Here is a 23,630-nt window from a genome sequence, read left to right as displayed (position 1 = left end):
GCGATCAACAACCTGTTTGACTGCTTCAGTTTTAAACTCTTCGGGATAACGCTTACCGCTCATGGGCACCTCTCTTTAAGCCATCTTAAATGACTCTGAGGTGTCTGTTAAACCCGTGGCGATTCAAAGTGTTTCACGTGCGTCAGGTTGAAAATGCTACTGATTGTCAGTCTTTTAACTGGAGCATGTATATACAGTGTGGCTATTTTTAGTCGTAAATATAACAAATGATCAACATGCACAAAGCGAAAATTTATATGCGGTAAAAGAAACTGCAATCAGTAAACATTAAGATTTATCTGCTTCTGTTTTATTCATTTCTTTCTGGGGTGGGATGTGTTAATAGATGGTTGGATAACAGGGTGAAATAAAGTTAAAAATAAAATAAGCATAATGAACAGGACAGAGCAAAAAAATATTATTCGCGAGTGGTTAGATATTCGTTGAAGTAACACATCATACCCTTAATACCGTTGTGCAGTGGTTCCTTTAAAACTGTACGTTATGCTCAACGGCTCTCATTATTAAGGCTCCCGTATGCAAACTGACAAAGACCTTTCCACCTGGCTTACGTTTCGCCGTCTTTGGCCTATAATATCGCCTTTCAAGAAAGGGCTATTGGTTGCGGCATTAGCATTAATGATAAATGCCGCCTGCGATCCTTTTATGCTGTCTTTGCTAAAGCCGTTAATGGATGATGGCGTGGGCAAAATGGACCGCTCTGTCATGTTATGGATGCCGGTTGTGGTTATCGGATTAATGACGCTACGCGGTATTACCAGTTTTATCTCCAGCTATTGTGTCTCCTGGGTCTCGGGCAAAGTGGTGATGGATGTGCGCCGGAAATTGTTCCGCCATTTGATGGGCATGCCTGTTTCGTTTTTTGACAAACAGTCAACTGGGACGTTGCTGTCGCGTATTACCTATGATTCCGAACAAGTCGCATCTTCGTCATCAGGTACGCTGATAACGGTCATCCGTGAGGGCGCGTCAATCATCGGCTTGTTCGCCATGATGTTCTACTATAGCTGGCAGCTCTCAATCATCCTGATTGTACTGGCACCTGTTATATCCGTGACTATCCGTGTGGTGTCCAAACGCTTTCGCACTATCAGTAAAAGCATGCAGAATACGATGGGGCAGGTCACGGCGAGTGCTGAGCAGATGCTTAAAGGCCATAAAGAAGTATTGATTTTCGGCGGTCAGGACGTTGAAACAAAACGCTTTGATAAGGTCAGCAATAAGATGCGTTTGCAGGGAATGAAAATGATGTCCGCATCGTCAATCTCCGATCCTGTTATTCAGCTTATTGCTTCCCTGGCACTCGCGTTTGTTCTTTATGCTGCCAGCTTCCCGAGTGTTATGGCGACCCTGACGGCGGGAACGATTAGCGTCGTTTTCACATCGATGATTGCATTGATGCGGCCTCTTAAATCCCTGACCAATGTGAACGCACAGTTCCAGCGCGGGATGGCCGCTTGCCAGACGCTGTTCACTATTCTTGATTCCGAACAGGAAAAAGATGAAGGTAAGCGTGTACTTGAACGCGCAAAAGCGGACGTGGTGTTTCGCAATGTGACGTTTACCTATCCGGGACGTGAGGCCCCAGCGCTACGCAATATCACCCTGAACATACCTGCCGGTAAGACCGTTGCCCTTGTCGGACGTTCCGGCTCGGGTAAATCAACCATCGCCAGCCTGATGACGCGATTTTATGATATTGATGAAGGTGAAATTCTGCTGGACGGCCACGACCTGCGAGAATATACCCTTCAGTCGCTTCGTAACCAGGTGGCGCTGGTGTCGCAAAATGTCCATCTGTTTAACGACACGGTTGCCAACAACATCGCCTACGGTCGTACGGAGCAGTACACCCGTGACCAGATCGAAAATGCCGCGCGTATGGCAAATGCGATGGACTTTATCAACAAGATGGATAACGGTCTTGATACCATCATCGGTGAAAACGGGGTACTGCTTTCTGGTGGGCAACGGCAACGTATCGCTATTGCACGCGCACTGTTGCGGGACAGTCCAATACTCATCCTTGATGAAGCAACGTCAGCCCTGGATACGGAATCGGAACGCGCTATACAGTCTGCGCTCGAGGAACTGCAAAAGAACCGTACGTCACTGGTGATTGCGCATCGTCTGTCGACTATCGAAAAAGCTGATGAAATCATTGTTGTTGAAGATGGCGTTATCGTTGAACGCGGAAGCCATGCGGAATTGCTGACTCACAATGGGGTGTACGCACAGCTTCACAAAATGCAATTCGGTGCGTCAAACAGTTAAGTCACATTCACGCTTTTTACCCCGCTTGCAAAAGCGGGGTATCCCGTAATGTCACCCAAACCTGATTCATGCGCAAGATACCGTATAATGCCTTCTCTGAATACGCTTACATATCCTGTGACTGGACCTAACACTTTGAATAAATTTTGTTTTTTCCTGCTACTCTGTACTGCTATCGGCAGTCTCTTTTCCGCCTGGCCCGTAGCCATATGGTTCCTGCTCATTAACGTCCTGACTATGGTTATTTACGGCGCCGATAAAATGGCAGCACGAAAAGGAATGCGCCGGATACCGGAAGTGACCTTACTGGTCTTCGGCGTTGTGGGCGGGTGGCCCGGCGCCATAATGGGTCAACAGATCTTTCGCCATAAAACGCAAAAGCAGCCGTTCAAAACCTGGTTTTTGATGTCTGTGGTCGTGAGCATCTTAGCCACGGTGGCGCTGTATCATTTTGGTTTTGTTGTTCGCTATTGAGCATCATTACTGCCAATAGTAGTAGGCCAAATCCTGGTGGGTTGCTGTTTTTTGTCCGTTCTGAATAATACGTGCAACAACACGGACGACAGCATCTCATGAAAATAAAATCTATTACACTGGCAGTGCTGATGTTTTATTCAGCACCAGGCTGGTCGACGTTTCAGGAGCGGGAATATAATACCTGGTATATAAAAAATGCCGTTCTTTATGACATGACGCAGACGTCGGAAGGTTTTCCGGTAATGGTGAGTGTATCTCAGCCCGGGAAAAAATCCGCTAATCTGGTGGTTTCATACATCACCGAAGGGCAATGTGGAGAAAATACGCTGCCGCTTAATGTGAATGGTAAAGTGCTGCCCGCCAGCTATTACTGTGTTCAGGTTGGGTCGAACAGAATTGAACATTTTTCAGTGGTCGATGCAACCAGCGTCAATGCCCTGGTGATGCATCTGAATTCAGATTTCACCCTTCTCCTGCAAAACGATATCAAGATTTGGGCCGCAAATATCAAATCGCCGAAATACGGTCTGACACCGCGTTTTTAAAATCCTGCTACGCTTGTTTGTGGTATCAGGAGCATGAACATGAAGAACAAAGATGAACAAACCGGGTTAGTTGGGCTGGCGATTGGTGCTGCCGTTATCGGGCTTGTTTCGGCACAGAAACCGATCGATCGTAACAGCATTGTTGATGAACTGCTAAGACTCGGCAGGCAAAAGGGTGACGGCGTAGAGGATGAGGTGTTCGTCAAGGCCGCTGAGCTGGTAAGAAAAGGGGTGTAAACGATGGCAGAAATCCGTCATGCCCAATGCCATTGTGGTGCAGTGGCATTCACCGTTGCGTTAACCGATGGGTTAAATACCGCCCGTCGCTGTAGCTGTTCTTTTTGTCGGATGAGAGGGGCGGTTGTGGTCTCTGCACCGTTAACCGGTATAACCGTCACCAAAGGCGAGGATAAACTTACGGAGTACCGCTTTAACACCGGTACAGCCCGGCATTTCTTCTGCTCGGTCTGCGGGATTTATACCTTCCATCAGCGGCGTTCTAATCCCAATGAATACGGTGTAAATGTCGCCTGTTTTGAAAATGTCTCTCCGTTCGATTTCCCGGAAGTGACGGTGATGGATGGGGTTAACCATCCTGCGGATGGCGAAAGTGGGGTCTTTGGCTATCTCTCTTTTCGCAAACGCGCGCCAACACAAGCGTCCTAGCCGCCTGGCCACATTGTGCTAACGCTGACTATAGTGGGAAGTGGGTATCTTAAAGAGGAGACATTATGCTTAGTGTTGAAAAAGACGACCCACGTGAGGCGCCTGAATCAGGGGATAAAAAGCCTCAGCCCGTGAAAAAATAGCATTCACGAAGGGTATCACGGCCACCGGCACTGCTGGTGGCTTTTTGTTTTCAAAGGCTCACTGTTAATGCCTGTCGAGATGATTTAAGAGCGTGCCGAGGTGCCCAACAATATCGCGGAAATCGAAAATTAACGCCATCCACAAACACGCTAAAAGAGCCAGTAGGGCAAGGGAAACACGACCAAACAACACAGTTATCCTTAATGATGAGGGGGATATCTGCGCAGTCTAACCCGCAGTCTTTCAACTTATCCTCAACAATCTCGCGATAGCGTGCTGTTGTGCGACTAACCTCAAAAAAGGTGAGCCCGCATGATGCTGCGGGCTCTGATCATCAGAACTGGTAAACCAGGCCTAATGCGACGACATCATCGGTACCGATACCGTTGTTTTTGTAGAAGCTGTCATCTTCATCCAGCAGGTTGATTTTATAATCCACATAGGTGGACATGTTTTTGTTGAAGTAATAGGTTGCGCCTACGTCGGCATATTTAACCAGGTCCTGATCGCCCTGACCGTTGCCCAGGTCTTTACCTTTCGACTGCAGGTAGGAAATTGCCGGACGCAGACCAAAATCGAACTGGTATTGTGCGGTAACTTCAAAGTTCTGAGTTTTATTCGCCACGGCGCTTTCATTGTCGCCGTAAGGGGTCATATTACGGGTTTCAGAATACATTGCCGCCAGATAGATATTGTTGGCGTCATATTTCAGACCCGCGGTCCAGGCATCCGCTTTATCCCCGCCCGCGGTGGTATTTCTCACCTGATCGTTGGTACGGTCAGAAGAGGTATAGGCCGCCCCCGCTGAAATTCCCATACCGAAATCATAGGTGGTAGAAATACCGAAGCCGTCACCGTTCTCATGACGCGTGTCGCGACCATTATTGGTCCCTTCCTGGTTATTGCTGGCATCTTCGTTATTACCCTGATACTGCAGAGCAAAGTTCAGACCCGGCACCAGACCATAGAAATCGGTGTTGCGGTAGGTTGCTACGCCATTGGCACGACCGGTCATAAAGTTATCGGCATAGGTGTAAGAGTCGCCGCCGAACTCTGGCAGCATATCGGTCCAGCCTTCCACGTCGTACAGGACGCCATAGTTACGGCCGTAGTCAAAGGAACCGTAGTCACCCACTTTCACACCGGCGAAGGCCAGACGTGTCCAGGACTGGTTGTCAGACCCTTCGGTGTTATTTGCCTGAATGTTGTATTCCCACTGTGCGTAGCCGGTCATCATGTCGTTGATCTGGGTTTCGCCCTTGAAACCCAAACGCATATAGGTCTGATCGCCGTCTTTAGACGTGTCATCAGAGAAGTAGTGCAAACCATCTACTTTTCCGTACAGATCTAATTTATTGCCATCCTTATTATAAATCTCTGCGGCATGCGCAGCGCCAGCCATTAACAGAGCCGGAATCATCAGGGCCAGTACTTTTCTTTGCATTATGGTATTCCTTTGCGGTTGTTTTTATTTAATTACCTGTTGAACTTTCCTTTGCGGAGAGTTGTCACATGCTAAATCACTCCGCTGAAAGAGTAATAAATTATAATTGTTACGAAGTGAGTAAAATCTAAAGGGAATTGTTCTGCGGAAATGTTAATTTGTTTGATGAATGTTTTAGTGAAAAACATAATAAATTAAAATTATTAATCATGCGGTAAATCAGGTAATGTCTGCCCCGTTATATGCCTTTAAGATTATTATCCATAATTCCCATGAATATCATTTATTCATTTAACGTGATGCTCAGGGATTATTTGGTCTGGCCCGGTGTGAATACACCGGGCTTTTTTTATGGCATAAAAATGCCCGGACAAGCCGGGCATGGGGATTATTCGCTGGTGGATTTTTCCGCTTTCCCGGCCATTTGCGCCAGGAAGTCGTACCGTTTTTGCAGATCGGCGGCGGCATCTTTCCACAACTGCTCAGCCACTTCTGGCTGTTGCGCATTGAGGCGACGGAAGCGCTGCTCCTGCAGCAGTGTCTCAGCCAGGGCATCTGACGGAGGACGTGAATCGAGCGCCAGCGGCAGCTTGCCTTCCTCTGCCCGGCGAGGATCAAAGCGGTACAGCGGCCAGAAGCCCGTGGCGGTCAACTGACGCATCTGGTCGTGGCTGAGCGCCAGATCGTAACCATGCTCTTCGCAAGGGCTGTAGGCGATGATAAGCGATGGGCCCGGATACGCTTCCGCCTCCTGAATCGCTTTCACCGTCTGGTTAAGCTGCGCGCCGAGCGAGATTTGCGCAACGTACACGTGGCCATACATCATCATGCTGACGCCGAGATCTTTACGCGCCTTGCGTTTCCCATGTTCGCCAAATTTTGTTACCGCTCCTAACGGCGTGGCTTTTGACGCCTGTCCGCCGGTATTGGAATAACACTGGGTATCCAGCACCAGGATGTTCACGTTCTCGGTCAGGCTCAACACATGATCCAGCCCGCCAAAGCCAATATCATATGCCCAGCCATCGCCGCCAATCAGCCAGATCGATTTTTCAACCAGGGCGTCAGCGTCGGTCACCAGTTGTTCTGCACCGTCAACGCCCTGAAGGGCATTACGAAGCGCCGTAACCTGTTCACGACGAACCTCAGGCGTGGCTTCAGCGTGCAGCGCAGCGTGCAGGTCGGCAGGGATGTTATCGGCAAACTGATCCAGCAGGCGCATCACGCGTGCGCGGTGCTGATCCACCGTTAAGCGGAAGCCAAGACCAAATTCGGCGTTATCCTCAAACAGCGAATTCGCCCATGCCGGGCCGCGGCCGTTGGCGTCGGTGGTGTATGGGGTGGACGGCAGGTTACCGCCATAAATAGACGAACAGCCGGTCGCGTTGGCGATCAGCATCCGGTCACCGTAGAGTTGCGTCAGCAGTTTGATGTACGGTGTTTCCCCGCAGCCGGAGCAGGCGCCAGAGTATTCGAACAGCGGCGTGATCAGCTGTGAGGTACGGATATCAATACGTTCCAGCTTGCTCCGATCGATTTCCGGCAGGTTCAGGAAGAAGTCATAATTCACTTTCTCTTCTTCCACGTGTTCCAGCCGCGACATCATATTGATGGCTTTGATATCCGGGTTCTGTCGGTCTTTGGCCGGGCAGACCTCAACGCAGAGGTTACAGCCGGTGCAATCTTCTGGTGCAACCTGCAGAACGTATTTCTGTCCGCGCATATCGCGGGATTTCACATCCAGTGAATGCAGGCTGGATGGGGCCGATTCCATCGCGTCCGGAGAAACGACTTTGGCCCGGATGGCAGAGTGCGGGCACGCTGCCACACAGTGATTGCACTGGGTACACAGCTCTTCCTTCCAGATTGGGATCTCTTCGGCGATGTTGCGTTTTTCCCAGCGGGTGGTGCCCATCGGCCAGGTGCCATCCGGCGGCAGGGCGGAGACGGGAAGGGCATCGCCCAGCCCCGCCAGCATGGCCGCCGTTACGGTTTTAACAAAATCTGGAGCCGCATCAGAAACCACCGGAGGACGGTTCGGGCTGCTGGCATTCACCGGCTGGAGCGGTACTTCAGACAGCGACTCGCGCGCCAGCGCCAGTGCCTGCCAGTTGCGTTCAACCAATTCCTGGCCTTTACTGCTGTAACTTTTGGCGATCGCGCCCTGCAGTTCCATTAAGGCGCTGTCGCCCGGCAGAATGTTTGTCAGGTGGAAGAACGCCATCTGCATGACGGTGTTGATGCGCGCGGCAAGACCACATTCGCGGGCAATCTTCGCCGCGTTAATGACAAAAAGACGCGCTTTTTTCTGATTAAGCACCGCCTGCACTTCCTGCGGCAGACGCGCCCAGACCTCATCCGCACTGTACGGCGTGTTGAGCAGGAAAATACCGCCAGGTTTGAGACGTTCGGCCATCTGGTATTTATCGATAAACTGCAGCTGGTGACAGCCGACAAAATCAGCCTGCGAAATGAGATACGCGGAGCGGATAGGGTGTTCGCTGACGCGCAGATGGGACACGGTCAGCCCGCCGGCTTTCTTGGAGTCATAGACGAAATAACCCTGTGCATACCACGGTGTGGAATTACCGATGATCTTGATGTTGTTCTTGGTTGCCGAAACGCTGCCGTCGCTGCCCAGACCGTAGAACAGCGCCTCAAGTTTCGCGCCGGAGGGCAGGGTGTTTTCCGGCAAGGCCAGTGAAAGATTAGTGACATCGTCATAAATACCGACTGTAAAGCGAGGTTTCGGCTTCGTTTCACTTAGCTCATTAAACACCGCCAGCACGCAATCCGGACCGAACTCTTTGGACGACAAACCATAACGCCCGCCAATGACACGCGGCAGCGTTTCGCGCTCGCCGTTACTGAAGGCTTCCGCCAGTGCGGTCATGACGTCCAGATACAGCGGTTCTGCGTGTGCGCCAGGCTCTTTAGTACGATCGAGCACGGCCACGCTACGTGCGCTCTCCGGCAGCGCAGAGAGCAGATGTTTCGCTGAGAACGGGCGGAAGAGGCGAACTTTCAGCACCCCAACTTTCTCGCCGCGCGTCAGCAGTTCATCCACGACTTCTTCACAGGTGCCAATGGCTGAACCCATCAGCACAATCACGCGTTCCGCCTGTGGATGGCCATAATATTCAAACGGTTTATATTCCCGTCCGGTGGCGGCAGCGAAATCGTTCATCGCCTGTTCCACATGGTTGTACACCGCGTTGTACCACGGGTTCGTTGCCTCGCGGGACTGGAAGTAAGTATCCGGGTTGGCCGATGTCCCGCGGATCACCGGATGTTCCGGGTTGAGTGCGCGGGCGCGATGGGCATCAATGTCCGCCTGCGGCAGAAGCGAGAGAAGGGTGTCATCTGCCAGCGGCACGATTTTGTTGATTTCGTGGGAGGTGCGGAAACCATCAAAGAAGTGAATAAACGGCACGCGGCTTTTCAGCGTCGCGATATGGGAAATTAACGCGAAATCCTGGGCCTCCTGGACGCTGCTGGCGCACAGCATGGCGCAGCCGGTCTGACGCACGGCCATCACGTCGGAGTGATCGCCAAAAATGGAGAGCGCGTGGGTAGCAACGGTTCGTGCCGCGACGTGCAGGACAAACGGCGTAAGTTGACCGGCCAGTTTGTACAGCGTCGGGATCATCAGCAGCAATCCCTGCGAGGAGGTGAACGATGTGGAGAGCGCCCCCGTCTGTAGCGCACCATGCACCGCGGCAATCGCACCCGCTTCGGACTGCATTTCGACGACTCTCGGGACATCGCCCCAGACATTTTTTAACCCGTTTCCTGCCCAGGCATCTGCCTGTTCGGCCATTGTAGAACTTGGCGTAATCGGGTAGATGGCGATAACTTCGCTGGTGCGAAACGCGACTGACGCGACTGCACCATTACCGTCAATAGTTTGCATAGGACGACACCCTTACATTGCGCAAAAAAAGAGGGGTCCGTAAACCTGGTCAGACCCTGAATATTATTCCCTTATTTTAGCAAAGGCCGGATTTTGCGATTTTCGCATTTGTGTCCTCGGTATTCTCACCATCAATGAGTAGATCAAACTTTTGGCGAAAAACCCTTCTAAATCTTAAATAATTCAGTTCCAGTATTCATAAGTCGCTGTCATGGCTGCTTTATGTTTGTACTCAAAAGCCTTGCCTTTGTCGTTATCTGGTGAGGAGATAGTGATGTCGATATCCGCCTGGATACATTCCCCGTTAGTGTCCCATTCCTTACAGGTATTCACCGTTTTTTCGATAGTGTAATAGGTCTCGGTGTTCGTCCAGGTTAGCTGGCGACCTGCATCATCGTAAACATACTCATCCACGACGTTAGGTGTATACCTTTTTGTCAGGCGATGATGCGTGTCGTACTCGTACTCCGTGCGGTAATTCTCAATCGCCAGGTTACTTTTGTTTTCTGAACGGGTAAGAGCCCCTGTTGTATTGAGGGTATACAGAATGGTGCCCATGCTGGTTCGATCTTTCTCCCCCGGCGTTGTGGCAGTAATGGTGCCGCGGTTAACTGCTTTACTGATAATCCCTTTTTTGTTTAGCAAATACATACCTTCAACATTATGACGGAATAACAGTGTCGATTTTTGGTTGCGCTTGTCCGTTCCGATGCCTTTGCCATCGACAAGGATGCGCCAGCCGTAATCCGCTTTACTGAGTTTTATCGCACTGGTAATCACAAGAACAGATTGAGGATAGGTTGCTGTTTTTACCTCCAGCATACTGCCGCCAAGAAGTTCGCCACAGCGGTTGTAACTCGCATTTATTGTTGTACGGATGTAACCGTCCGGACTCTCAATCCTGGTCTCAATCGTTTTAGGTATTGCTCCATTAATTTGCTGTTGCAGTAGAATGAAATTATTGGTTTTATTTTTGTTTACGCTTTCGGGTGAGCACTGCTCAGCCCGGGCATGAAAAGAACACAGCGCGAGCACGGCTACGCAAAACGACTTATTGTAAATCGGCATTGATTATTATCCTTATGAACCAGCCTGTTAACGCAATCCCAAAGAGCAAAGCAGTAATATACTGCCAACAGCTTCAGGTTCAACAATATCCAAAAAAATTGCGAGAAATTGTTTCAGCAGCGCATAAATACGCACTTCCGCTCTCGACGGCACGGGATGTGATGCCTATTATGCATAGGTTTCGCATTATTCATGGGGGAGAGAGAGCATGCGTTCAGCGTTTTGGGTAGGGTGTGCCGCGTTATTGCTGTCTGCCTGTAGTAACGAACCTGTTCAGCAGGCCACGGCGGCACACGTGACGCCGGGAATGAAAGCCGCGATGTCCAGTTCAGGACAAGCCAACTGCGCGATGATTGGTGGCTCACTGTCGGTTGCCCGCCAGCTCGATGGCTCTGCGATCGGGATGTGCGCCTTGCCAAACGGCAAACGCTGCAGTGAACAGTCGCTTGCCGTTGGATCCTGCGGTAGCTACTGATTATTCAGCGCGTTTAAACATCAGCGTTTTGTCGGCTGTCGCCAGCGTTAACTGGTCTTCAGTCAGGTCGACCTGCGCCCCTTTGCGCAGCATGTCGCCGATGGCCTGATCCAGTTCGTTCAATTGTGGTTCGGTACAGAGTTTGCGCGTCATGGCCAGCCCTTTAACCTTAAGTTCCCCTTCGGACAATTTTCCCTGTCCGTTGAAGCGGTTACACATCACGCCGGAAATGCTGATGTTATTAACCAGGCTGATATCGGGCAACGCGCTAAAACTGATCTCAGGTTGCGTTGTCGTGGCCTTCACGGCTTTCCCGTCCACATTTTCCAGCACAAAGCGGTGGTTCTTAAGCTGCTCCGGCTGAACAGACGCTTTACCCGGATTAACGCAGCCGGAGAGGACAAGACTGATAACACTTAACGCAATGAGTTTTTTCATTTTTCTTCTCGAACTATAAATACTGTGAATCATTTACCAGTGTAACGATACGCTGGCGTGCGTTAATGGGGTTTATCTGAAAGTGCGGGAAGAAGACCGGGCAACGCAGCGGTTGCCCGGGACAAGATCAGTGAGATTTAAACCCGGCGGCCGTCATCAGCATGCGGAAGAACATACTGACAGCCGCCAGCGCCAGTACGCTGCCGCCCCAGATAATGGCCAGCCACAGCAATCGTTTCCAGACAGGCTGTTGCATCAGTGATAACCCTCCCCATGCTGTACTTTTCCGCGAAATACGTAGTAACTCCAGAAGGTGTAGACCAGAATCACGGGAATGATCAACAACGCACCTACCAGCATAAAGCCCTGACTTTGTGTCGGCGCGGCCGCCTGCCACAGGGTGATCGACGGTGGAATAATATGCGGCCAGATGCTGATCCCAAGCCCGCTAAAGCCGAGAAAAATAAGCCCCAGCGTCAGGATAAACGGCCGATTATGGCTTTGCAGATTATTCAGGCAGCGCCACTGATACAGGCTCAGCAGGACGACCAGAGCCGGAACCGGCAACAGGTAAAACAAATTAGGTAGCGTAAACCAGCGCGCGGCGATGGCCGGGTGCGCCAGCGGGGTCCAGAGACTGATCGCCGCGATAACGGCCAGCAGCACAATTAAGAGCGTTTTAGAAACTTCGCGCATCCGCTGTTGCAGGGCATTTTCACTTTTCATCACCAGCCAGGTGGCGCCCAGCAGCGCATAGGCCACCACCAGACCCGCGCCACAGAACAGGTTAAACGCGGTAAACCAGTCAAAGGGACCGCCGGTATAGGCACGCCCGGTGACTGCAAACCCGTTTATGACGGCACCCACCGTGATGCCCTGGGTAAACGTCGCAAGAAGTGAACCGCCAATAAAGGCTTTATCCCAGAACGGACGGTGCGCTAGCGTTGCTTTAAAACGAAACTCAAACGCCACGCCACGAAAAATAAGACCGATCAGCATTAATGTCAGCGGAATGGTGAGGGCATCGATAATCACCGCGTAGGCCAGCGGAAAGGCACCGAAGAGGGCAGCGCCACCCAGCACCAGCCAGGTTTCATTCCCGTCCCAGACCGGGGCGACGCTGTTGACCATCACATCGCGATCGTCCGGGTTTTGCGTCATCGGGAACAGAATGCCGATCCCCAGATCAAAACCGTCCATCACGATATACATCAGCGTCGCGAAGACGATGATGACAAACCAGATAATGGAAAGATCGATACCCATTATGGCTGCTCCTTATTGCCAGTGATAACTGCGGAAAGCGGGCGTGCCGGACGTCCATCGGCCTCGGTGGCGAACGATTCGTGAGGCTGAGGCCCTTTTTTAATCAGGCGCACCATATAGCTGTAACCGACGCCGAAGACCGAGGTGTAAACGACGAAGAAAGCCAGCAAACTGACGCTCATATGCAGATCGCCATGGGCGGATACCGCATCCCGGGTACGTTGAAGCCCATAGACGACCCACGGCTGGCGTCCTACTTCGGTGGTCACCCATCCGGCCAGTATGGCGATCAACCCTGAAGGCCCCATCAGCAGGGCAAACCACAGGAAGGGGCGCGAGGTGTAAACGCGCTTTTTATAACGCAACCAGAGCGCCACCACGCCGAGCAGCAGCATCAGCATGCCTAAGCCCGCCATAATGCGGAAAGACCAGAAGACAATGGTGGAGTTTGGACGATCTTCCTTCGGGAACTCCTTGAGCGCCGGAACCTGTTTATCCAGACTGTGCGTCAGGATAAGGCTGCCAAGAGCGGGGATCTCCAGGCCAAAACGGGTGCGCTCCAGTTCCATATCCGGCCAGCCAAACAGCAGTAGCGGGGTAGGTTCCCCCGGTGGGTTTTCCCAGTGCCCCTCAATGGCGGCGATTTTGGCAGGCTGATGCTTTAAGGTGTTCAGCCCATGCATATCACCGACCATTGCCTGGATGGGGGCCACAATCAGGGTCATCCACAGCGCCATAGAAAACATAGCGCGGATGGCAGGCGTATTGTTTCCGCGCAGCAGATGCCATGCCGCCGATGCGCCAACAAACAGGGCGCTACTGAGGAAGGCGGCTATCGACATATGCAGCAGACGATAAGGGAAGGAGGGGTTAAAGACCACGGCAAACCAGTCTACCGGGACGACCTGCCCGTTGACGATCTCATAGCCCTGTGGGGTCTGCATCCAGCTATTGGAGGAGAGGATCCAGAAGGTGGAGATAATTGTCCCCAGCGCCACCATACAGGTGGCGAAGAAGTGCAGCCCAGGCCCGACTTTATTCCAGCCGAACAGCATCACGCCGAGGAATCCGGCCTCAAGGAAAAAGGCGGTCAGCACTTCATAGGTCAGAAGTGGGCCGGTAATGCTGCCCGCAAACTGCGAAAATCCACTCCAGTTAGTGCCAAACTGATACGCCATCACCAGCCCGGAGACCACGCCCATGCCAAAGTTAACGGCAAAAATCCTGGACCAGAAGTGGTACAGCGATCGCCAGACCGGATTTTTTGTTTTCAGCCACAGCCCTTCAAGCACAGCAAGATAGCTTGCCAGGCCGATAGTGATTGCCGGGAAAATAATGTGGAAGGATACGGTAAAGGCAAACTGTATCCGTGCAAGGTGAAAAGCATCTAAACCAAACATGCACAGCCTCAATGTCAAACGGTGTGCTGTTATGGTACAGAGGTGCAGATCAGACTATCAGACGCAGAAACGCGAAATTTAACCATAACAGTTGTCAAAAAGCTCCCGCTTTTGCCATCTGATATACTTCCTTGTAGGGCATAAAAATATTTTTTTAATGAATTTTATGCATTAAACCGCTTGCTTTGTCGTCGGCACCGTGCGTTAATGGTCTTCTGGTTTTGAGTCCAAATAAATATCTGACGTAGTTTTATAAAGCAGTTCTCATCACGTTGTGCCTCTCCGCAGCCTCTCTTGGGTCTTTATCTACATTCCGATTAGTTTTGTTTCAAACCATTATCGCCTGATCGGCTCATGAGTAATTTACGTTTTTACGTTTACAGGAGAATCCTATGACTTCTTATATCCATTTTCGCTGCCCATGCTGTCATGGCTCGCAGTACCGTACTTCAGCCTTTGATGTGTCTGAGAAAAATCCCTTCGGCGCAAAATGCATTTTTTGCAAATCGCCAATGATTACACTCGACCATCTGGCCGCGGCGCGTCTCGCACACAATCATGTGACCGAGTACCGTAAGTAATTCATTTCATAAACCATAACAGTTAGCAAAATCTTCTCTTTTTCTCCTGCTGATATACACTGTCCGCAATAAGGAGAATCTGATGAAAAAATACCAGCGTCTGGCGCAACAAATTATCTCGCAGATTGAGCTTGGCGTATGGTTGCCGGGCGATAAGCTGCCTTCTCTGCGAGAGCAGGTGGCAAGCAGCGGCATGAGTTTTATGACCGTGGGCCACGCGTATCAGATGCTGGAAAGTCAGGGGCGCATTGTCGCCAGACCGCAGTCGGGCTATTACGTTGCCTCGCGCCCGACCGCACAACAGCCAGCGCCACCTGCACAGGTCATGCGCGACGAAGCGGTGGACATCAACACTTATATCTTCGACGTTCTGCAGGCCAGCCGCGACCCGTCGGTTGTTCCTTTCGCTTCCGCCTTTCCCGACCCGCGTCTTTTCCCGCTTCAGCAACTCAACCGCTCACTGGCTAACGTCAGCAAAACCGCGACGGCGATGAGCGTGATTGAAAACCTGCCGCCGGGTAATGTCGATTTGCGCCACGCCATTGCCCGCCGCTATGCACAGCAGGGGATGAATATCTCACCGGAGGAGATCGTGATCACCGCAGGCGCGCTCGAAGCGCTGAACTTGAGTCTCCAGGCGGTGACCGAGCCGGGGGACTGGGTGATTGTCGAAAACCCCTGTTTCTACGGCGCGCTGCAGGCGCTGGAACGTCTGAAGTTGAAGGCCCTGTCGATTGCGACGGACGTGCGCGAGGGAATCGATCTCAATGCCCTTGAACAGGCGCTGAATGATTACCCGGTCAAGGCCTGCTGGATAATGACCAACAGTCAAAATCCGCTTGGCTTTACGCTCAGCCTGGAGAAAAAAGCGCAGCTTGTGGCGCTGCTGACGAGGCACAACGTCACGCTGATTGAAGATGATGTCTACAGCGAGCTCTATTTTGGCCGTGAAAAGCCGCTCCCGGCGAAAGCATGGGATCGTCAGGACATGACGCTGCACTGCTCCTCGTTTTCGAAATGTCTGGTGGCCGGTTTTCGTATCGGCTGGGTAGCGGCGGGTAAACATGCGCGGCGCATTCAGCAGCTTCAGCTGATGAGCACGCTCTCTACCAGCTCCCCGATGCAGCTGGCGCTGGTGGATTACCTGGCGACCAAACGCTACGACGCCCATCTTCGCCGTCTGCGACGCACGCTGGCCGAGCGTAAACAGCAGGCGTGGCAGTCACTTTTGCGCCATATGCCGCCGGGCGTCAAAATCCATCATAACGATAGCGGCTACTTTTTGTGGCTGGAGCTTCCGGCACAGCTGGATGCAGGACTGTTAAGCGAACAAGCGTTACGCCATCACATCAGTATTGCCCCAGGCAAGATGTTTTCCACCTCAGATGTCTGGACACCTTTTTTCCGTTTTAATACCTCCTGGGCATGGGGAGAGCGGGAAGAGCAGGCCGTTATTCAGTTAGGGAAATTAATCAGCAGCATGTTGAAATAACGATTCCGGTCTCTCGCTAAATAATCATTGCTTATCTTTTTGCCGCCGCGGCGACCATTTTGCCGCGTCTCATCATACGAAATCTGCATACCACCTCTCACGCCTAACCCCTTGTCTATAATCCAGTTAACGGGGAATGCGCCCTCGGTCACACCTTGATGAAATTTCCTTAAGCCGCACGGTGCGGGGCATTTGCGCGGTCTACGTTTAATGAGGGAGATATTTTTACGGCACGGCTGCCGCTAAATTTTCATTGCGACTGGAGTAATGTTTATGAGCAAAAAATTTGCCCGCAGCAGCCTGTGTGCGCTTGGTATGGCCATAATGACCGCGCAAGCCGCCGAGCCACCGAAAGCGATTGGCGACGGAGAAGGTCGGCTGGATATTATTGCCTGGCCGGGTTACATCGAGCGGGGACAAACGGATAAAAATTATGACTGGGTAACCCAGTTTGAAAAAGAGACCGGCTGTGCGGTAAATGTCAAAACCGCCGCCACGTCGGACGAGATGGTGAGCCTGATGGCGAAAGGCGGGTATGACCTGGTCACCGCGTCCGGAGATGCGTCGCTCCGTCTGATTATGGGCAAACGCGTTCAGCCGATTAACCCGGAACTCATCCCCAACTGGAAAACCCTCGACCCGCGCCTCGTTAAAGGTGAATGGTTTAACGTGGGCGGCAACGTCTACGGCACGCCGTATCAGTGGGGGCCAAACCTGCTGATGTACAACACCAAAACCTTCCCGACACCGCCGGACAGCTGGAGCGTGGTGTTTGTAAAACAGGACTTACCGGACGGTAAAACCAACCAGGGCCGCGTGCAGGCCTATGACGGTCCGATTTACATTGCCGATGCGGCGCTGTTTGTGAAGGCCACTCAACCCCAGTTGGGTATTAACGACCCCTACCAGCTGACGGAAGAACAGTACGCTGCGGTTCTGAAAGTGTTACGCGATCAGCACGCCCTGATCCACCGCTACTGGCATGACACCACCGTACAGATGAGTGACTTTAAGAATGAAGGCGTGGTGGCGTCCAGCGCCTGGCCATACCAGGCGAATGCCCTGAAAGCCGAAAACCAGCCGATCGCGACCGTCTTCCCGAAAGAGGGTGTCACGGGCTGGGCAGACACCACTATGCTTCACGCTCAGGCAAAACACCCGATGTGTGCTTACAAATGGATGAACTGGTCGCTGACGCCAAAAGTGCAGGGCGATCTGGCGGCGTGGTTTGGCTCTCTGCCGGTAGTGGCGCAAGGGTGTAAGGCCAGTACGCTGCTGGGTGAGAAAGGCTGTGAAACCAACGGTTACGACGCTTTTGACAAAATCAAGTTCTGGAAAACCCCGATCGCCGAAGGCGGCAAATATGTGCCTTACAGCCGCTGGACGCAGGATTACATCGCCATCATGGGTGGCCGTTAATCATCCGGGAGCAGAACATGACGTACGCGGTAGAGTTTAATGACGTTTCCCGTCTGTACGGCGACGTACGGGCGGTGGATGGGGTGAGCATTGCCATTCGTGACGGGGAGTTTTTCTCCATGCTGGGGCCGTCGGGCTCCGGCAAAACCACCTGCCTGCGGCTGATCGCCGGTTTTGAACAACTCTCCGGCGGGGCGATCACAATCTTCGGTAAAGAAGCGAGTGAGCTTCCTCCGTGGGAGCGAGACGTCAATACGGTGTTCCAGGATTACGCGCTGTTTCCGCATATGTCGATTCTCGATAACGTCGCTTACGGGCTGATGGTCAAAGGCATCGACAAGAAAAAACGCCATGCACTGGCGCAGGAGGCGCTGGAAAAGGTCGGGCTGAGCTTTGCCATTGCGCGCAAGCCGTCGCAGCTTTCTGGAGGCCAGCGTCAGCGCGTTGCCATTGCGCGTGCGCTGGTCAATGAACCCCGCGTGCTGTTGCTGGATGAACCGCTGGGCGCGCTCGATCTGAAACTGCGTGAACAGATGCAGGTCGAGCTGAAAAAACTTCAACAGGCACTCGGGATCACCTTTATTTTTGTGACCCACGATCAGGGGGAAGCCCTGTCAATGTCCGACCGGGTCGCCGTTTTCAACAACGGACGCATTGAGCAGGTGGATACCCCGCGTGAGCTATACATGCGCCCGCGTACGCCGTTCGTGGCCAGCTTTGTCGGCACCTCGAACGTTTTCGATGCGGCACTGGCGCAGAAAGTGTGCGGCATGCAGGGCGCTTATTCGCTTCGACCGGAACATATCCGACTCAATGAGAGCGGTGAGGTTCAGGTTGAAGGCGTGGTTCAGGCTGTCCAGTATCAGGGTGCGGCAACGCGCCTGGAGCTGAAACTTGCCGGGGGGGCAAAACTGCTGGTGAGCCAGGCCAATCTCAGCGCGGGCACACTGCATACCGGCGTTGAGCCGGGGCAGGCGGTGCTGGCGTCATGGTCGCGCGACGCCATGATCCGCCTGCATGAGGAAGGGTGAAATGGCGATGAGCGTCTTACATCCTCCCGCACCGCGCGGTACCCTAAGCCGCATTACCGCGCACTTCTGGCGCAAACCGTCGCTGGGGATATTCCTGCTTCTGCTGGCACCGCTGATGTGGTTTGGCATCGTCTATCTGGGATCGCTCCTTACGCTACTGTGGCAGGGCTTTTATACCTTTGATGACTTCACCATGTCGGTTACGCCGGACCTGACGCTGGCGAACATTCAGGCACTTTTTAACCCGGCAAACTACGACATCATCATCCGTACGCTGGTGATGGCGATTGCGGTCACCGTCGCCAGCGCCATTCTGGCCTTCCCGATGGCCTGGTATATGGCGCGTTACACCAGCGGCAAATGGAAAGCGTTCTTCTATATTGCCGTTATGCTGCCGATGTGGGCGAGCTATATCGTCAAAGCGTACGCGTGGACGCTGCTGCTGGCGAAAGATGGCGTGGCGCAGTGGTTTCTCAGCCATCTGGGGCTGGAGCCGATCCTGGTCTCTGTTCTGACGCTTCCGGCGATTGGCGGTAACACGTTATCAACCTCCGGGCTGGGGCGGTTTCTGGTCTTTGTCTACATCTGGCTGCCGTTTATGATCCTGCCCGTGCAGGCGGCGCTGGAACGGCTGCCTGCCTCGTTGTTGCAGGCCTCTGCCGATCTCGGCGCGCGTCCGCGTCAGACCTTTCGTTATGTTGTTCTGCCGCTGGCGATCCCGGGTATCGCGGCGGGCTCGATATTTACCTTCTCTCTGACGCTCGGTGATTTTATCGTGCCACAGCTGGTAGGGCCGCCGGGCTATTTCATTGGCAATATGGTCTATGCCCAGCAGGGGGCCATCGGCAATATGCCCATGGCTGCCGCCTTCACCCTGGTGCCGATTGTGCTTATCTCGCTTTATCTGGCGTTCGTGAAACGTCTGGGAGCATTCGATGCACTCTGAACGCGCACCGTTGTTCCTGAAAGTGGCCGCCTGGGGCGGGGTGATCTTCCTCCACTTCCCCCTGCTGATTATTGCCATCTACGCTTTTAATACTGAGGACGCGGCCTTCAGCTTCCCGCCGCAGGGGCTGACGTTGAAGTGGTTTAGCGTGGCGGCGGGGCGTGGCGACATCATCGATTCCGTGACGTTGTCACTTAAGATTGCGACGTTTGCGACGGCTATTGCCCTGGTACTTGGCACGCTTGCTGCAGCGGCGCTGTGGCGTAGCGCGTTTTTTGGCAAAAACGCCATTTCGCTGTTGCTGCTGTTACCGATAGCGCTGCCGGGCATCATCACCGGTCTGGCGCTGCTGACCGCTTTCAAAACCATCAATCTGGAGCCTGGTTTTTTTACCATCGTTGTCGGGCACGCCACGTTCTGCGTGGTGGTGGTGTTTAACAATGTGATTGCCCGGTTCCGACGCACCTCCTGGAGCCTGGTTGAAGCGTCGATGGATTTAGGGGCCGATGGCTGGCAAACCTTCCGTTACGTGGTCCTGCCCAATCTTGGGTCGGCGCTGCTGGCCGGGGGCATGCTGGCGTTTGCTCTGTCGTTTGACGAAATTATCGTCACAACCTTTACCGCGGGACACGAGCGCACGTTACCGCTGTGGTTGCTTAACCAGCTCGGACGTCCGCGTGACGTGCCGGTCACCAACGTGGTCGCACTGCTGGTGATGCTGGTGACAACCTTCCCCATTCTGGGAGCCTGGTGGCTAACCCGCGACGGCGAGAACAGCGCCGGGAGCGGGAAATAACATTGATTTCAACGGGACAATGCTATGCAAAAACGACTGCTGATTAATGGTGAACTGGTGAGTGGCGAGGGGGAAAAACAGCCGGTCTATAACCCTGCCACCGGAGAGGTTCTGCTGGAGATTGCTGAAGCGTCAGCCGCGCAGGTCGACGCGGCCGTGCAGGCAGCCGATCGGGCGTTCGCACAGTGGGGGCAAGCCACGCCCAAAACGCGTGCCGAATGCCTGCTGAAACTGGCTGACGTTATTGAAGCGCATGCCGACGAGTTTGCCAGACTCGAATCCCTGAACTGCGGTAAGCCACTGCACTGCGCGCTGGGGGATGAGATCCCCGCGGTAGTCGATGTGTTTCGGTTCTTTGCTGGCGCGGCCCGCTGCCTGAACGGACTGGCGGCGGGTGAGTATCTGGACGGGCATACTTCGATGATCCGCCGCGATCCGGTCGGGGTTGTCGCCTCCATCGCCCCCTGGAACTACCCGCTGATGATGGCGGCGTGGAAGCTGGCACCTGCGCTGGCCGCCGGGAACTGCGTGGTGATCAAGCCCTCTGAGATTACGCCGCTGACCGCCTTAAAACTGGCCGAACTGGCGAAGGATATTTTCCCGGCTGGCGTGCTGAACGTGCTGTTCGGGCGCGGAAAAACGGTAGGCGATCCGCTGACCGGGCATGAGAAAGTGCGCATGGTGTCACTCACCGGCTCAATTGCAACCGGGGAGCACATCATCGGCCATACGGCATCCTCGATAAAACGTACCCACATGGAGCTGGGCGGCAAGGCACCGGTTATCGTCTTTGATGACGCCGATCTGGATGCGGTCGTCGAGGGTGTGCGGACGTTTGGTTTCTACAATGCCGGGCAGGACTGTACTGCGGCCTGCCGAATTTATGCCCAGAAGGGCATTTATGCTGCACTGGTGGAAAAACTGGGCGCAGCGGTGGCCAGCCTGAAGATGGGGGCGCCGGAAGAGGCCTCTACCGAGCTGGGGCCGCTGAGCTCGCAAGCGCATCTGTCGCGCGTCTGTCAGGCTGTGGAGGAGGCCAAAGCGCTCAGCCATATCCGCGTGGTGACGGGCGGCAGTAAAAAAGAGGGGGCGGGTTACTACTTCCAGCCAACCCTGCTGGCCGGGGCAAAACAGGAAGATGCCATTGTGCAACGTGAAGTCTTTGGTCCGGTGGTGAGCGTCACTGAATTTGACGACGAAGACCAGGCGCTGGCCTGGGCTAACGATTCACAATATGGCCTGGCCTCGTCCGTCTGGACCCGGGATGTGGGGCGAGCTCACCGGCTGAGTGCGCGTCTGCAATACGGCTGCACCTGGGTGAATACCCATTTTATGCTGGTAAGCGAAATGCCACACGGCGGCATGAAGTTATCCGGTTATGGGAAAGATATGTCGGTATATGGGCTTGAGGATTATACCGTTGTCCGGCATGTGATGATAAAACACTAATATGCAGTTAAGTGACTGTAATATATTGGAAATATATTGCAGTCGCTTGCTTGTGGACCATTGAAGTTAAAATTAGTGCTCAGCAGAGCTGCTGGTTGATGATTATGCCATCCTGACTGGAATTGGATAAACATGTGTAATAATGGCCCAAAACGGCAACTGGAATGACAGGTAATGGGATTTCAATATTGGTTCACGGTGTGTGCAATTTTTCTGACCTGCCCCTTTATGCTTGTTCAGTCGATTATCTTTTTGCGACGAGGTGTCTACACTAAAACCTTCAAGGGAACGATGCGAAAGGAATATATCCACAAAGACACTAAACCTATTGAATACTGGTTTAACGTTATTGCTCAAATGATGATGAGTGCTGCAGTACTTGGTTTAGGCTTCTGGTTATTAGATGACCTACCTGCCTTTCATAATTGGCACACTGAAATCCGCGCAATGCTTCCTTTTTAATTCACCATTGAAAAGATGCCAAACCTCGCTCAAGCGGGGTTTTTTGTTACCTGAAGATAACCACGGGGCATCGAAGCCAGAGGGATTAAATAGTCAACTGCAATCTTGATCTTGTCATGCATGGTTTTCGAAGACGGATCCTTGTCAGGGCATAGTTGTAACGCAATATACTCATTTGTTATTAGCCTTAATATTTAAGTGGTTATTGTGTAACGAAAAAACTTGATCTGTATCAACATATGACGCATATTGCGTGCGGTTATTTTTTCGGCTCTGGAATACAGAATGACGTTGTATCAAAAGATGTTGGTTTTTTACGCAATCATGGCTTCTATCTGCGCATTAATCACCTGGTTCCTGTCTAAAGATCGTAAACGCATCCGCCTGCTCAGCGCGTTTCTGGTAGGGTCGACCTGGCCGATGAGCTTCCCCGTTGCGCTGCTGGTCTCGCTTTTCTGAAGCACGCTTCCATTTTTAAACGATGAACATGGCATTCCCGTCACGATAACTGTATAAATAAACAGTGCATCGTAAAAGGAGTGCTTATGAACAGTTTTTACTCGCAACATGCGGGTTGCATCGTCCGCTGGCATGATTTGCCCGGCACCGGCGATCCTGTCGTCTTCATCCACGGATTGGGCTGCGCCTCGTCCTATGAATATCCCCGCGTCGTTCGTGACCCTCAGTTTGGCGGGTGCAGAACGATTCTCATCGATTTACCCGGCAGCGGTTACAGCGATAAGCCTGAGCACTACAGCTACAAAACTACCGATCAGGCCCGCGTTGTGGCTGAACTGATGGATCATCTCAAGCTCGATGCCTTCTGGCTGTACGGTCACAGCATGGGCGGCAGCATCGCCATTGAAGCGGCGGGGCTGCTGGCATCGCGTGTTAAAGGGCTGATGGTGTCGGAACCCAATTTTCATGCCGGGGGTGGGATGTTCAGCCGCTCGATTGCCGCACAAACGGAACAGCAGTTTCTGAAACAGGGATATCAGGCCATGCTCTGTGCAGAAAAAACGGCGTGGGCCGGGTGCCTCCAAAGTAATGCACCTTATGCTGTCTGGCGCGGCGCATCGAGCCTGGTGGCAGGCGTTGAGCCAGACTGGGAAACGCAATTTCTGTCGCTGCCTTGCCGGTGACGTTGATTTTTGGCGAGCTCTCTTTGCCGGATGACGATGTAGAGCGCCTGAAGCAGAAGGGCGTTGAGGTCAAAATCATCCCTGCTGCGGGGCACTCCATGTCGTGGGAAAACCCGTCGGCACTGGCGCAGACGTTAGCGGAGTGTATGGCGGCGTGATTATCGTTGCGGAATGTTGGCCG

The 23,630-nt window shown here is 52.9% G+C and carries 23 protein-coding genes and 1 pseudogene; 17 read left to right on the top strand and 7 right to left on the bottom strand.

Translation table 11 applies throughout. The annotated features are described in order from the left end of the window. The first annotated feature begins 537 nt into the window (after positions 1-537). From msbA to PUZ33_RS03505, 6 genes are all read left to right on the top strand, one after another. Positions 538-2,295, top strand: a complete 1,758-nt coding sequence (gene msbA / locus PUZ33_RS03530; protein ID WP_062676868.1) for a lipid A ABC transporter ATP-binding protein/permease MsbA — start codon at positions 538-540, stop codon at positions 2,293-2,295. An 87-nt stretch (positions 2,296-2,382) separates the two neighbouring features. Next, positions 2,383-2,769: a DUF1294 domain-containing protein gene (locus PUZ33_RS03525; protein ID WP_062676869.1), complete on the top strand. Its 387-nt coding sequence runs from the start codon at positions 2,383-2,385 to the stop codon at positions 2,767-2,769. Between the two features lie 98 nt (positions 2,770-2,867). After that, positions 2,868-3,317 carry a hypothetical protein gene (locus PUZ33_RS03520; protein WP_062676870.1) on the top strand — a complete coding sequence of 150 codons (450 nt, stop codon included), beginning with the start codon at positions 2,868-2,870 and terminating at the stop codon, positions 3,315-3,317. Positions 3,318-3,356: 39 nt separating this feature from the next. Further along, entirely contained in the window at positions 3,357-3,554 is a 198-nt protein-coding gene (locus PUZ33_RS03515) for a hypothetical protein (protein ID WP_013096459.1), read from the top strand. Between the two features lie 3 nt (positions 3,555-3,557). Next, positions 3,558-3,983, top strand: a complete 426-nt coding sequence (locus PUZ33_RS03510) for a GFA family protein (protein WP_028028030.1) — start codon at positions 3,558-3,560, stop codon at positions 3,981-3,983. Positions 3,984-4,048: 65 nt separating this feature from the next. Next, a complete protein-coding gene (locus PUZ33_RS03505) occupies positions 4,049-4,126 on the top strand; it encodes a hypothetical protein (protein ID WP_223232805.1) in 78 nt (25 codons plus the stop codon). 335 nt (positions 4,127-4,461) lie between these two features. Here PUZ33_RS03505 and ompC read toward each other — a convergent pair whose 3' ends face one another. The 3 genes from ompC to PUZ33_RS03490 all read right to left on the bottom strand — a co-directional run bounded on the left by ompC (position 4,462) and on the right by PUZ33_RS03490 (position 10,552). Continuing rightward, complete coding sequence (ompC, locus tag PUZ33_RS03500; protein ID WP_013096462.1) at positions 4,462-5,571, bottom strand: porin OmpC; 1,110 nt, start codon at positions 5,569-5,571, stop codon at positions 4,462-4,464. Between the two features lie 388 nt (positions 5,572-5,959). Further along, positions 5,960-9,484, bottom strand: a complete 3,525-nt coding sequence (nifJ, locus tag PUZ33_RS03495; protein WP_062676871.1) for a pyruvate:ferredoxin (flavodoxin) oxidoreductase — start codon at positions 9,482-9,484, stop codon at positions 5,960-5,962. Between the two features lie 183 nt (positions 9,485-9,667). Then, positions 9,668-10,552, bottom strand: coding sequence for a hypothetical protein (locus tag PUZ33_RS03490; RefSeq protein WP_058682810.1), 885 nt, complete (start codon positions 10,550-10,552; stop codon positions 9,668-9,670). Positions 10,553-10,760: 208 nt separating this feature from the next. Here PUZ33_RS03490 and PUZ33_RS03485 point away from each other — a divergent pair, with 208 nt between their 5' ends. Further along, a complete protein-coding gene (locus PUZ33_RS03485) occupies positions 10,761-11,027 on the top strand; it encodes a putative hemolysin (RefSeq protein ID WP_013096465.1) in 267 nt (88 codons plus the stop codon). On the opposite strand, the gene hslJ is transcribed toward PUZ33_RS03485, so the two are convergent. The 4 genes from hslJ to PUZ33_RS03465 form a co-directional block, all read right to left on the bottom strand. Beyond that, positions 11,028-11,465 (bottom strand): heat shock protein HslJ, encoded by a 438-nt coding sequence (hslJ, locus tag PUZ33_RS03480; RefSeq protein ID WP_013096466.1) that lies wholly within the window; start codon positions 11,463-11,465, stop codon positions 11,028-11,030. It abuts the gene before it with no gap. A 127-nt stretch (positions 11,466-11,592) separates the two neighbouring features. Further along, entirely contained in the window at positions 11,593-11,721 is a 129-nt protein-coding gene (locus tag PUZ33_RS03475) for a DUF2474 domain-containing protein (protein ID WP_013096467.1), read from the bottom strand. Next, complete coding sequence (gene cydB / locus PUZ33_RS03470) at positions 11,721-12,731, bottom strand: cytochrome d ubiquinol oxidase subunit II (RefSeq protein ID WP_062676872.1); 1,011 nt, start codon at positions 12,729-12,731, stop codon at positions 11,721-11,723. Before cydB ends, PUZ33_RS03475 begins: the two co-directional genes overlap by 1 nt. Further along, positions 12,731-14,131: a cytochrome ubiquinol oxidase subunit I gene (locus PUZ33_RS03465; RefSeq protein ID WP_062676873.1), complete on the bottom strand. Its 1,401-nt coding sequence runs from the start codon at positions 14,129-14,131 to the stop codon at positions 12,731-12,733. The genes cydB and PUZ33_RS03465 overlap by 1 nt, the downstream gene beginning before the upstream one ends. 392 nt (positions 14,132-14,523) lie before the next feature. On the opposite strand from PUZ33_RS03465, the gene ymcF reads away from it, so the two are divergent. From ymcF to PUZ33_RS03415, 10 genes and pseudogenes are all read left to right on the top strand, one after another. Continuing rightward, complete coding sequence (gene ymcF, locus PUZ33_RS03460; RefSeq protein ID WP_020689184.1) at positions 14,524-14,712, top strand: cold shock small protein YmcF; 189 nt, start codon at positions 14,524-14,526, stop codon at positions 14,710-14,712. A gap of 82 nt (positions 14,713-14,794) precedes the next feature. Further along, positions 14,795-16,204, top strand: a complete 1,410-nt coding sequence (locus PUZ33_RS03455; RefSeq protein ID WP_023621162.1) for an aminotransferase-like domain-containing protein — start codon at positions 14,795-14,797, stop codon at positions 16,202-16,204. A gap of 273 nt (positions 16,205-16,477) precedes the next feature. Continuing rightward, positions 16,478-17,623, top strand: coding sequence for a putative ABC transporter substrate-binding protein YdcS (ydcS, locus tag PUZ33_RS03450; protein ID WP_014832084.1), 1,146 nt, complete (start codon positions 16,478-16,480; stop codon positions 17,621-17,623). Positions 17,624-17,640: 17 nt separating this feature from the next. Then, entirely contained in the window at positions 17,641-18,654 is a 1,014-nt protein-coding gene (locus PUZ33_RS03445; protein WP_058682815.1) for an ABC transporter ATP-binding protein, read from the top strand. A gap of 1 nt (position 18,655) precedes the next feature. Beyond that, positions 18,656-19,600 (top strand): ABC transporter permease, encoded by a 945-nt coding sequence (locus PUZ33_RS03440; RefSeq protein ID WP_058682816.1) that lies wholly within the window; start codon positions 18,656-18,658, stop codon positions 19,598-19,600. Continuing rightward, complete coding sequence (locus PUZ33_RS03435) at positions 19,590-20,396, top strand: ABC transporter permease (protein WP_062676874.1); 807 nt, start codon at positions 19,590-19,592, stop codon at positions 20,394-20,396. The genes PUZ33_RS03440 and PUZ33_RS03435 overlap by 11 nt, the downstream gene beginning before the upstream one ends. A 24-nt stretch (positions 20,397-20,420) precedes the next feature. Further along, the gene (gene patD / locus PUZ33_RS03430) at positions 20,421-21,845 is read left to right on the top strand and encodes an aminobutyraldehyde dehydrogenase (RefSeq protein WP_062676875.1); all 1,425 of its coding nucleotides are present in this window, start codon (positions 20,421-20,423) and stop codon (positions 21,843-21,845) included. 174 nt (positions 21,846-22,019) lie between these two features. Beyond that, positions 22,020-22,307 (top strand): hypothetical protein, encoded by a 288-nt coding sequence (locus PUZ33_RS03425; protein WP_020689178.1) that lies wholly within the window; start codon positions 22,020-22,022, stop codon positions 22,305-22,307. A 285-nt stretch (positions 22,308-22,592) separates the two neighbouring features. After that, positions 22,593-22,766 (top strand): GhoT/OrtT family toxin, encoded by a 174-nt coding sequence (locus tag PUZ33_RS03420; RefSeq protein ID WP_013096478.1) that lies wholly within the window; start codon positions 22,593-22,595, stop codon positions 22,764-22,766. Between the two features lie 86 nt (positions 22,767-22,852). Then, positions 22,853-23,607: pseudogene (locus PUZ33_RS03415) on the top strand (alpha/beta fold hydrolase). Positions 23,608-23,630: the final 23 nt, after the last annotated feature.

The sequence above is a fragment of the Enterobacter cloacae complex sp. 2022EL-00981 genome (genome assembly GCF_028737495.1).
Taxonomy (GTDB): domain Bacteria; phylum Pseudomonadota; class Gammaproteobacteria; order Enterobacterales; family Enterobacteriaceae; genus Enterobacter; species Enterobacter cloacae.
Note: the sequence above shows the minus strand (reverse complement) of the source record. Positions and strands in the feature narration are given on the sequence as shown.

Coding starts and splice junctions, on each gene's coding strand:
- PUZ33_RS03475 (WP_013096467.1), bottom strand. CDS start 11,721: ATGCAACAGCCTGTCTGGAAACGATTGCTGTGGCTGGCCATTATCTGG.
- PUZ33_RS03465 (WP_062676873.1), bottom strand. CDS start 14,131: ATGTTTGGTTTAGATGCTTTTCACCTTGCACGGATACAGTTTGCCTTT.
- PUZ33_RS03445 (WP_058682815.1), top strand. CDS start 17,641: ATGACGTACGCGGTAGAGTTTAATGACGTTTCCCGTCTGTACGGCGAC.
- PUZ33_RS03455 (WP_023621162.1), top strand. CDS start 14,795: ATGAAAAAATACCAGCGTCTGGCGCAACAAATTATCTCGCAGATTGAG.
- ydcS (WP_014832084.1), top strand. CDS start 16,478: ATGAGCAAAAAATTTGCCCGCAGCAGCCTGTGTGCGCTTGGTATGGCC.
- PUZ33_RS03525 (WP_062676869.1), top strand. CDS start 2,383: ATGCCTTCTCTGAATACGCTTACATATCCTGTGACTGGACCTAACACT.
- PUZ33_RS03435 (WP_062676874.1), top strand. CDS start 19,590: ATGCACTCTGAACGCGCACCGTTGTTCCTGAAAGTGGCCGCCTGGGGC.
- PUZ33_RS03420 (WP_013096478.1), top strand. CDS start 22,593: ATGACGTTGTATCAAAAGATGTTGGTTTTTTACGCAATCATGGCTTCT.
- PUZ33_RS03510 (WP_028028030.1), top strand. CDS start 3,558: ATGGCAGAAATCCGTCATGCCCAATGCCATTGTGGTGCAGTGGCATTC.
- PUZ33_RS03490 (WP_058682810.1), bottom strand. CDS start 10,552: ATGCCGATTTACAATAAGTCGTTTTGCGTAGCCGTGCTCGCGCTGTGT.
- PUZ33_RS03505 (WP_223232805.1), top strand. CDS start 4,049: ATGCTTAGTGTTGAAAAAGACGACCCACGTGAGGCGCCTGAATCAGGG.
- PUZ33_RS03485 (WP_013096465.1), top strand. CDS start 10,761: ATGCGTTCAGCGTTTTGGGTAGGGTGTGCCGCGTTATTGCTGTCTGCC.
- hslJ (WP_013096466.1), bottom strand. CDS start 11,465: ATGAAAAAACTCATTGCGTTAAGTGTTATCAGTCTTGTCCTCTCCGGC.
- cydB (WP_062676872.1), bottom strand. CDS start 12,731: ATGGGTATCGATCTTTCCATTATCTGGTTTGTCATCATCGTCTTCGCG.
- msbA (WP_062676868.1), top strand. CDS start 538: ATGCAAACTGACAAAGACCTTTCCACCTGGCTTACGTTTCGCCGTCTT.
- PUZ33_RS03440 (WP_058682816.1), top strand. CDS start 18,656: ATGGCGATGAGCGTCTTACATCCTCCCGCACCGCGCGGTACCCTAAGC.
- patD (WP_062676875.1), top strand. CDS start 20,421: ATGCAAAAACGACTGCTGATTAATGGTGAACTGGTGAGTGGCGAGGGG.
- PUZ33_RS03515 (WP_013096459.1), top strand. CDS start 3,357: ATGAAGAACAAAGATGAACAAACCGGGTTAGTTGGGCTGGCGATTGGT.
- nifJ (WP_062676871.1), bottom strand. CDS start 9,484: ATGCAAACTATTGACGGTAATGGTGCAGTCGCGTCAGTCGCGTTTCGC.
- ymcF (WP_020689184.1), top strand. CDS start 14,524: ATGACTTCTTATATCCATTTTCGCTGCCCATGCTGTCATGGCTCGCAG.
- ompC (WP_013096462.1), bottom strand. CDS start 5,571: ATGCAAAGAAAAGTACTGGCCCTGATGATTCCGGCTCTGTTAATGGCT.
- PUZ33_RS03425 (WP_020689178.1), top strand. CDS start 22,020: ATGGGATTTCAATATTGGTTCACGGTGTGTGCAATTTTTCTGACCTGC.
- PUZ33_RS03520 (WP_062676870.1), top strand. CDS start 2,868: ATGAAAATAAAATCTATTACACTGGCAGTGCTGATGTTTTATTCAGCA.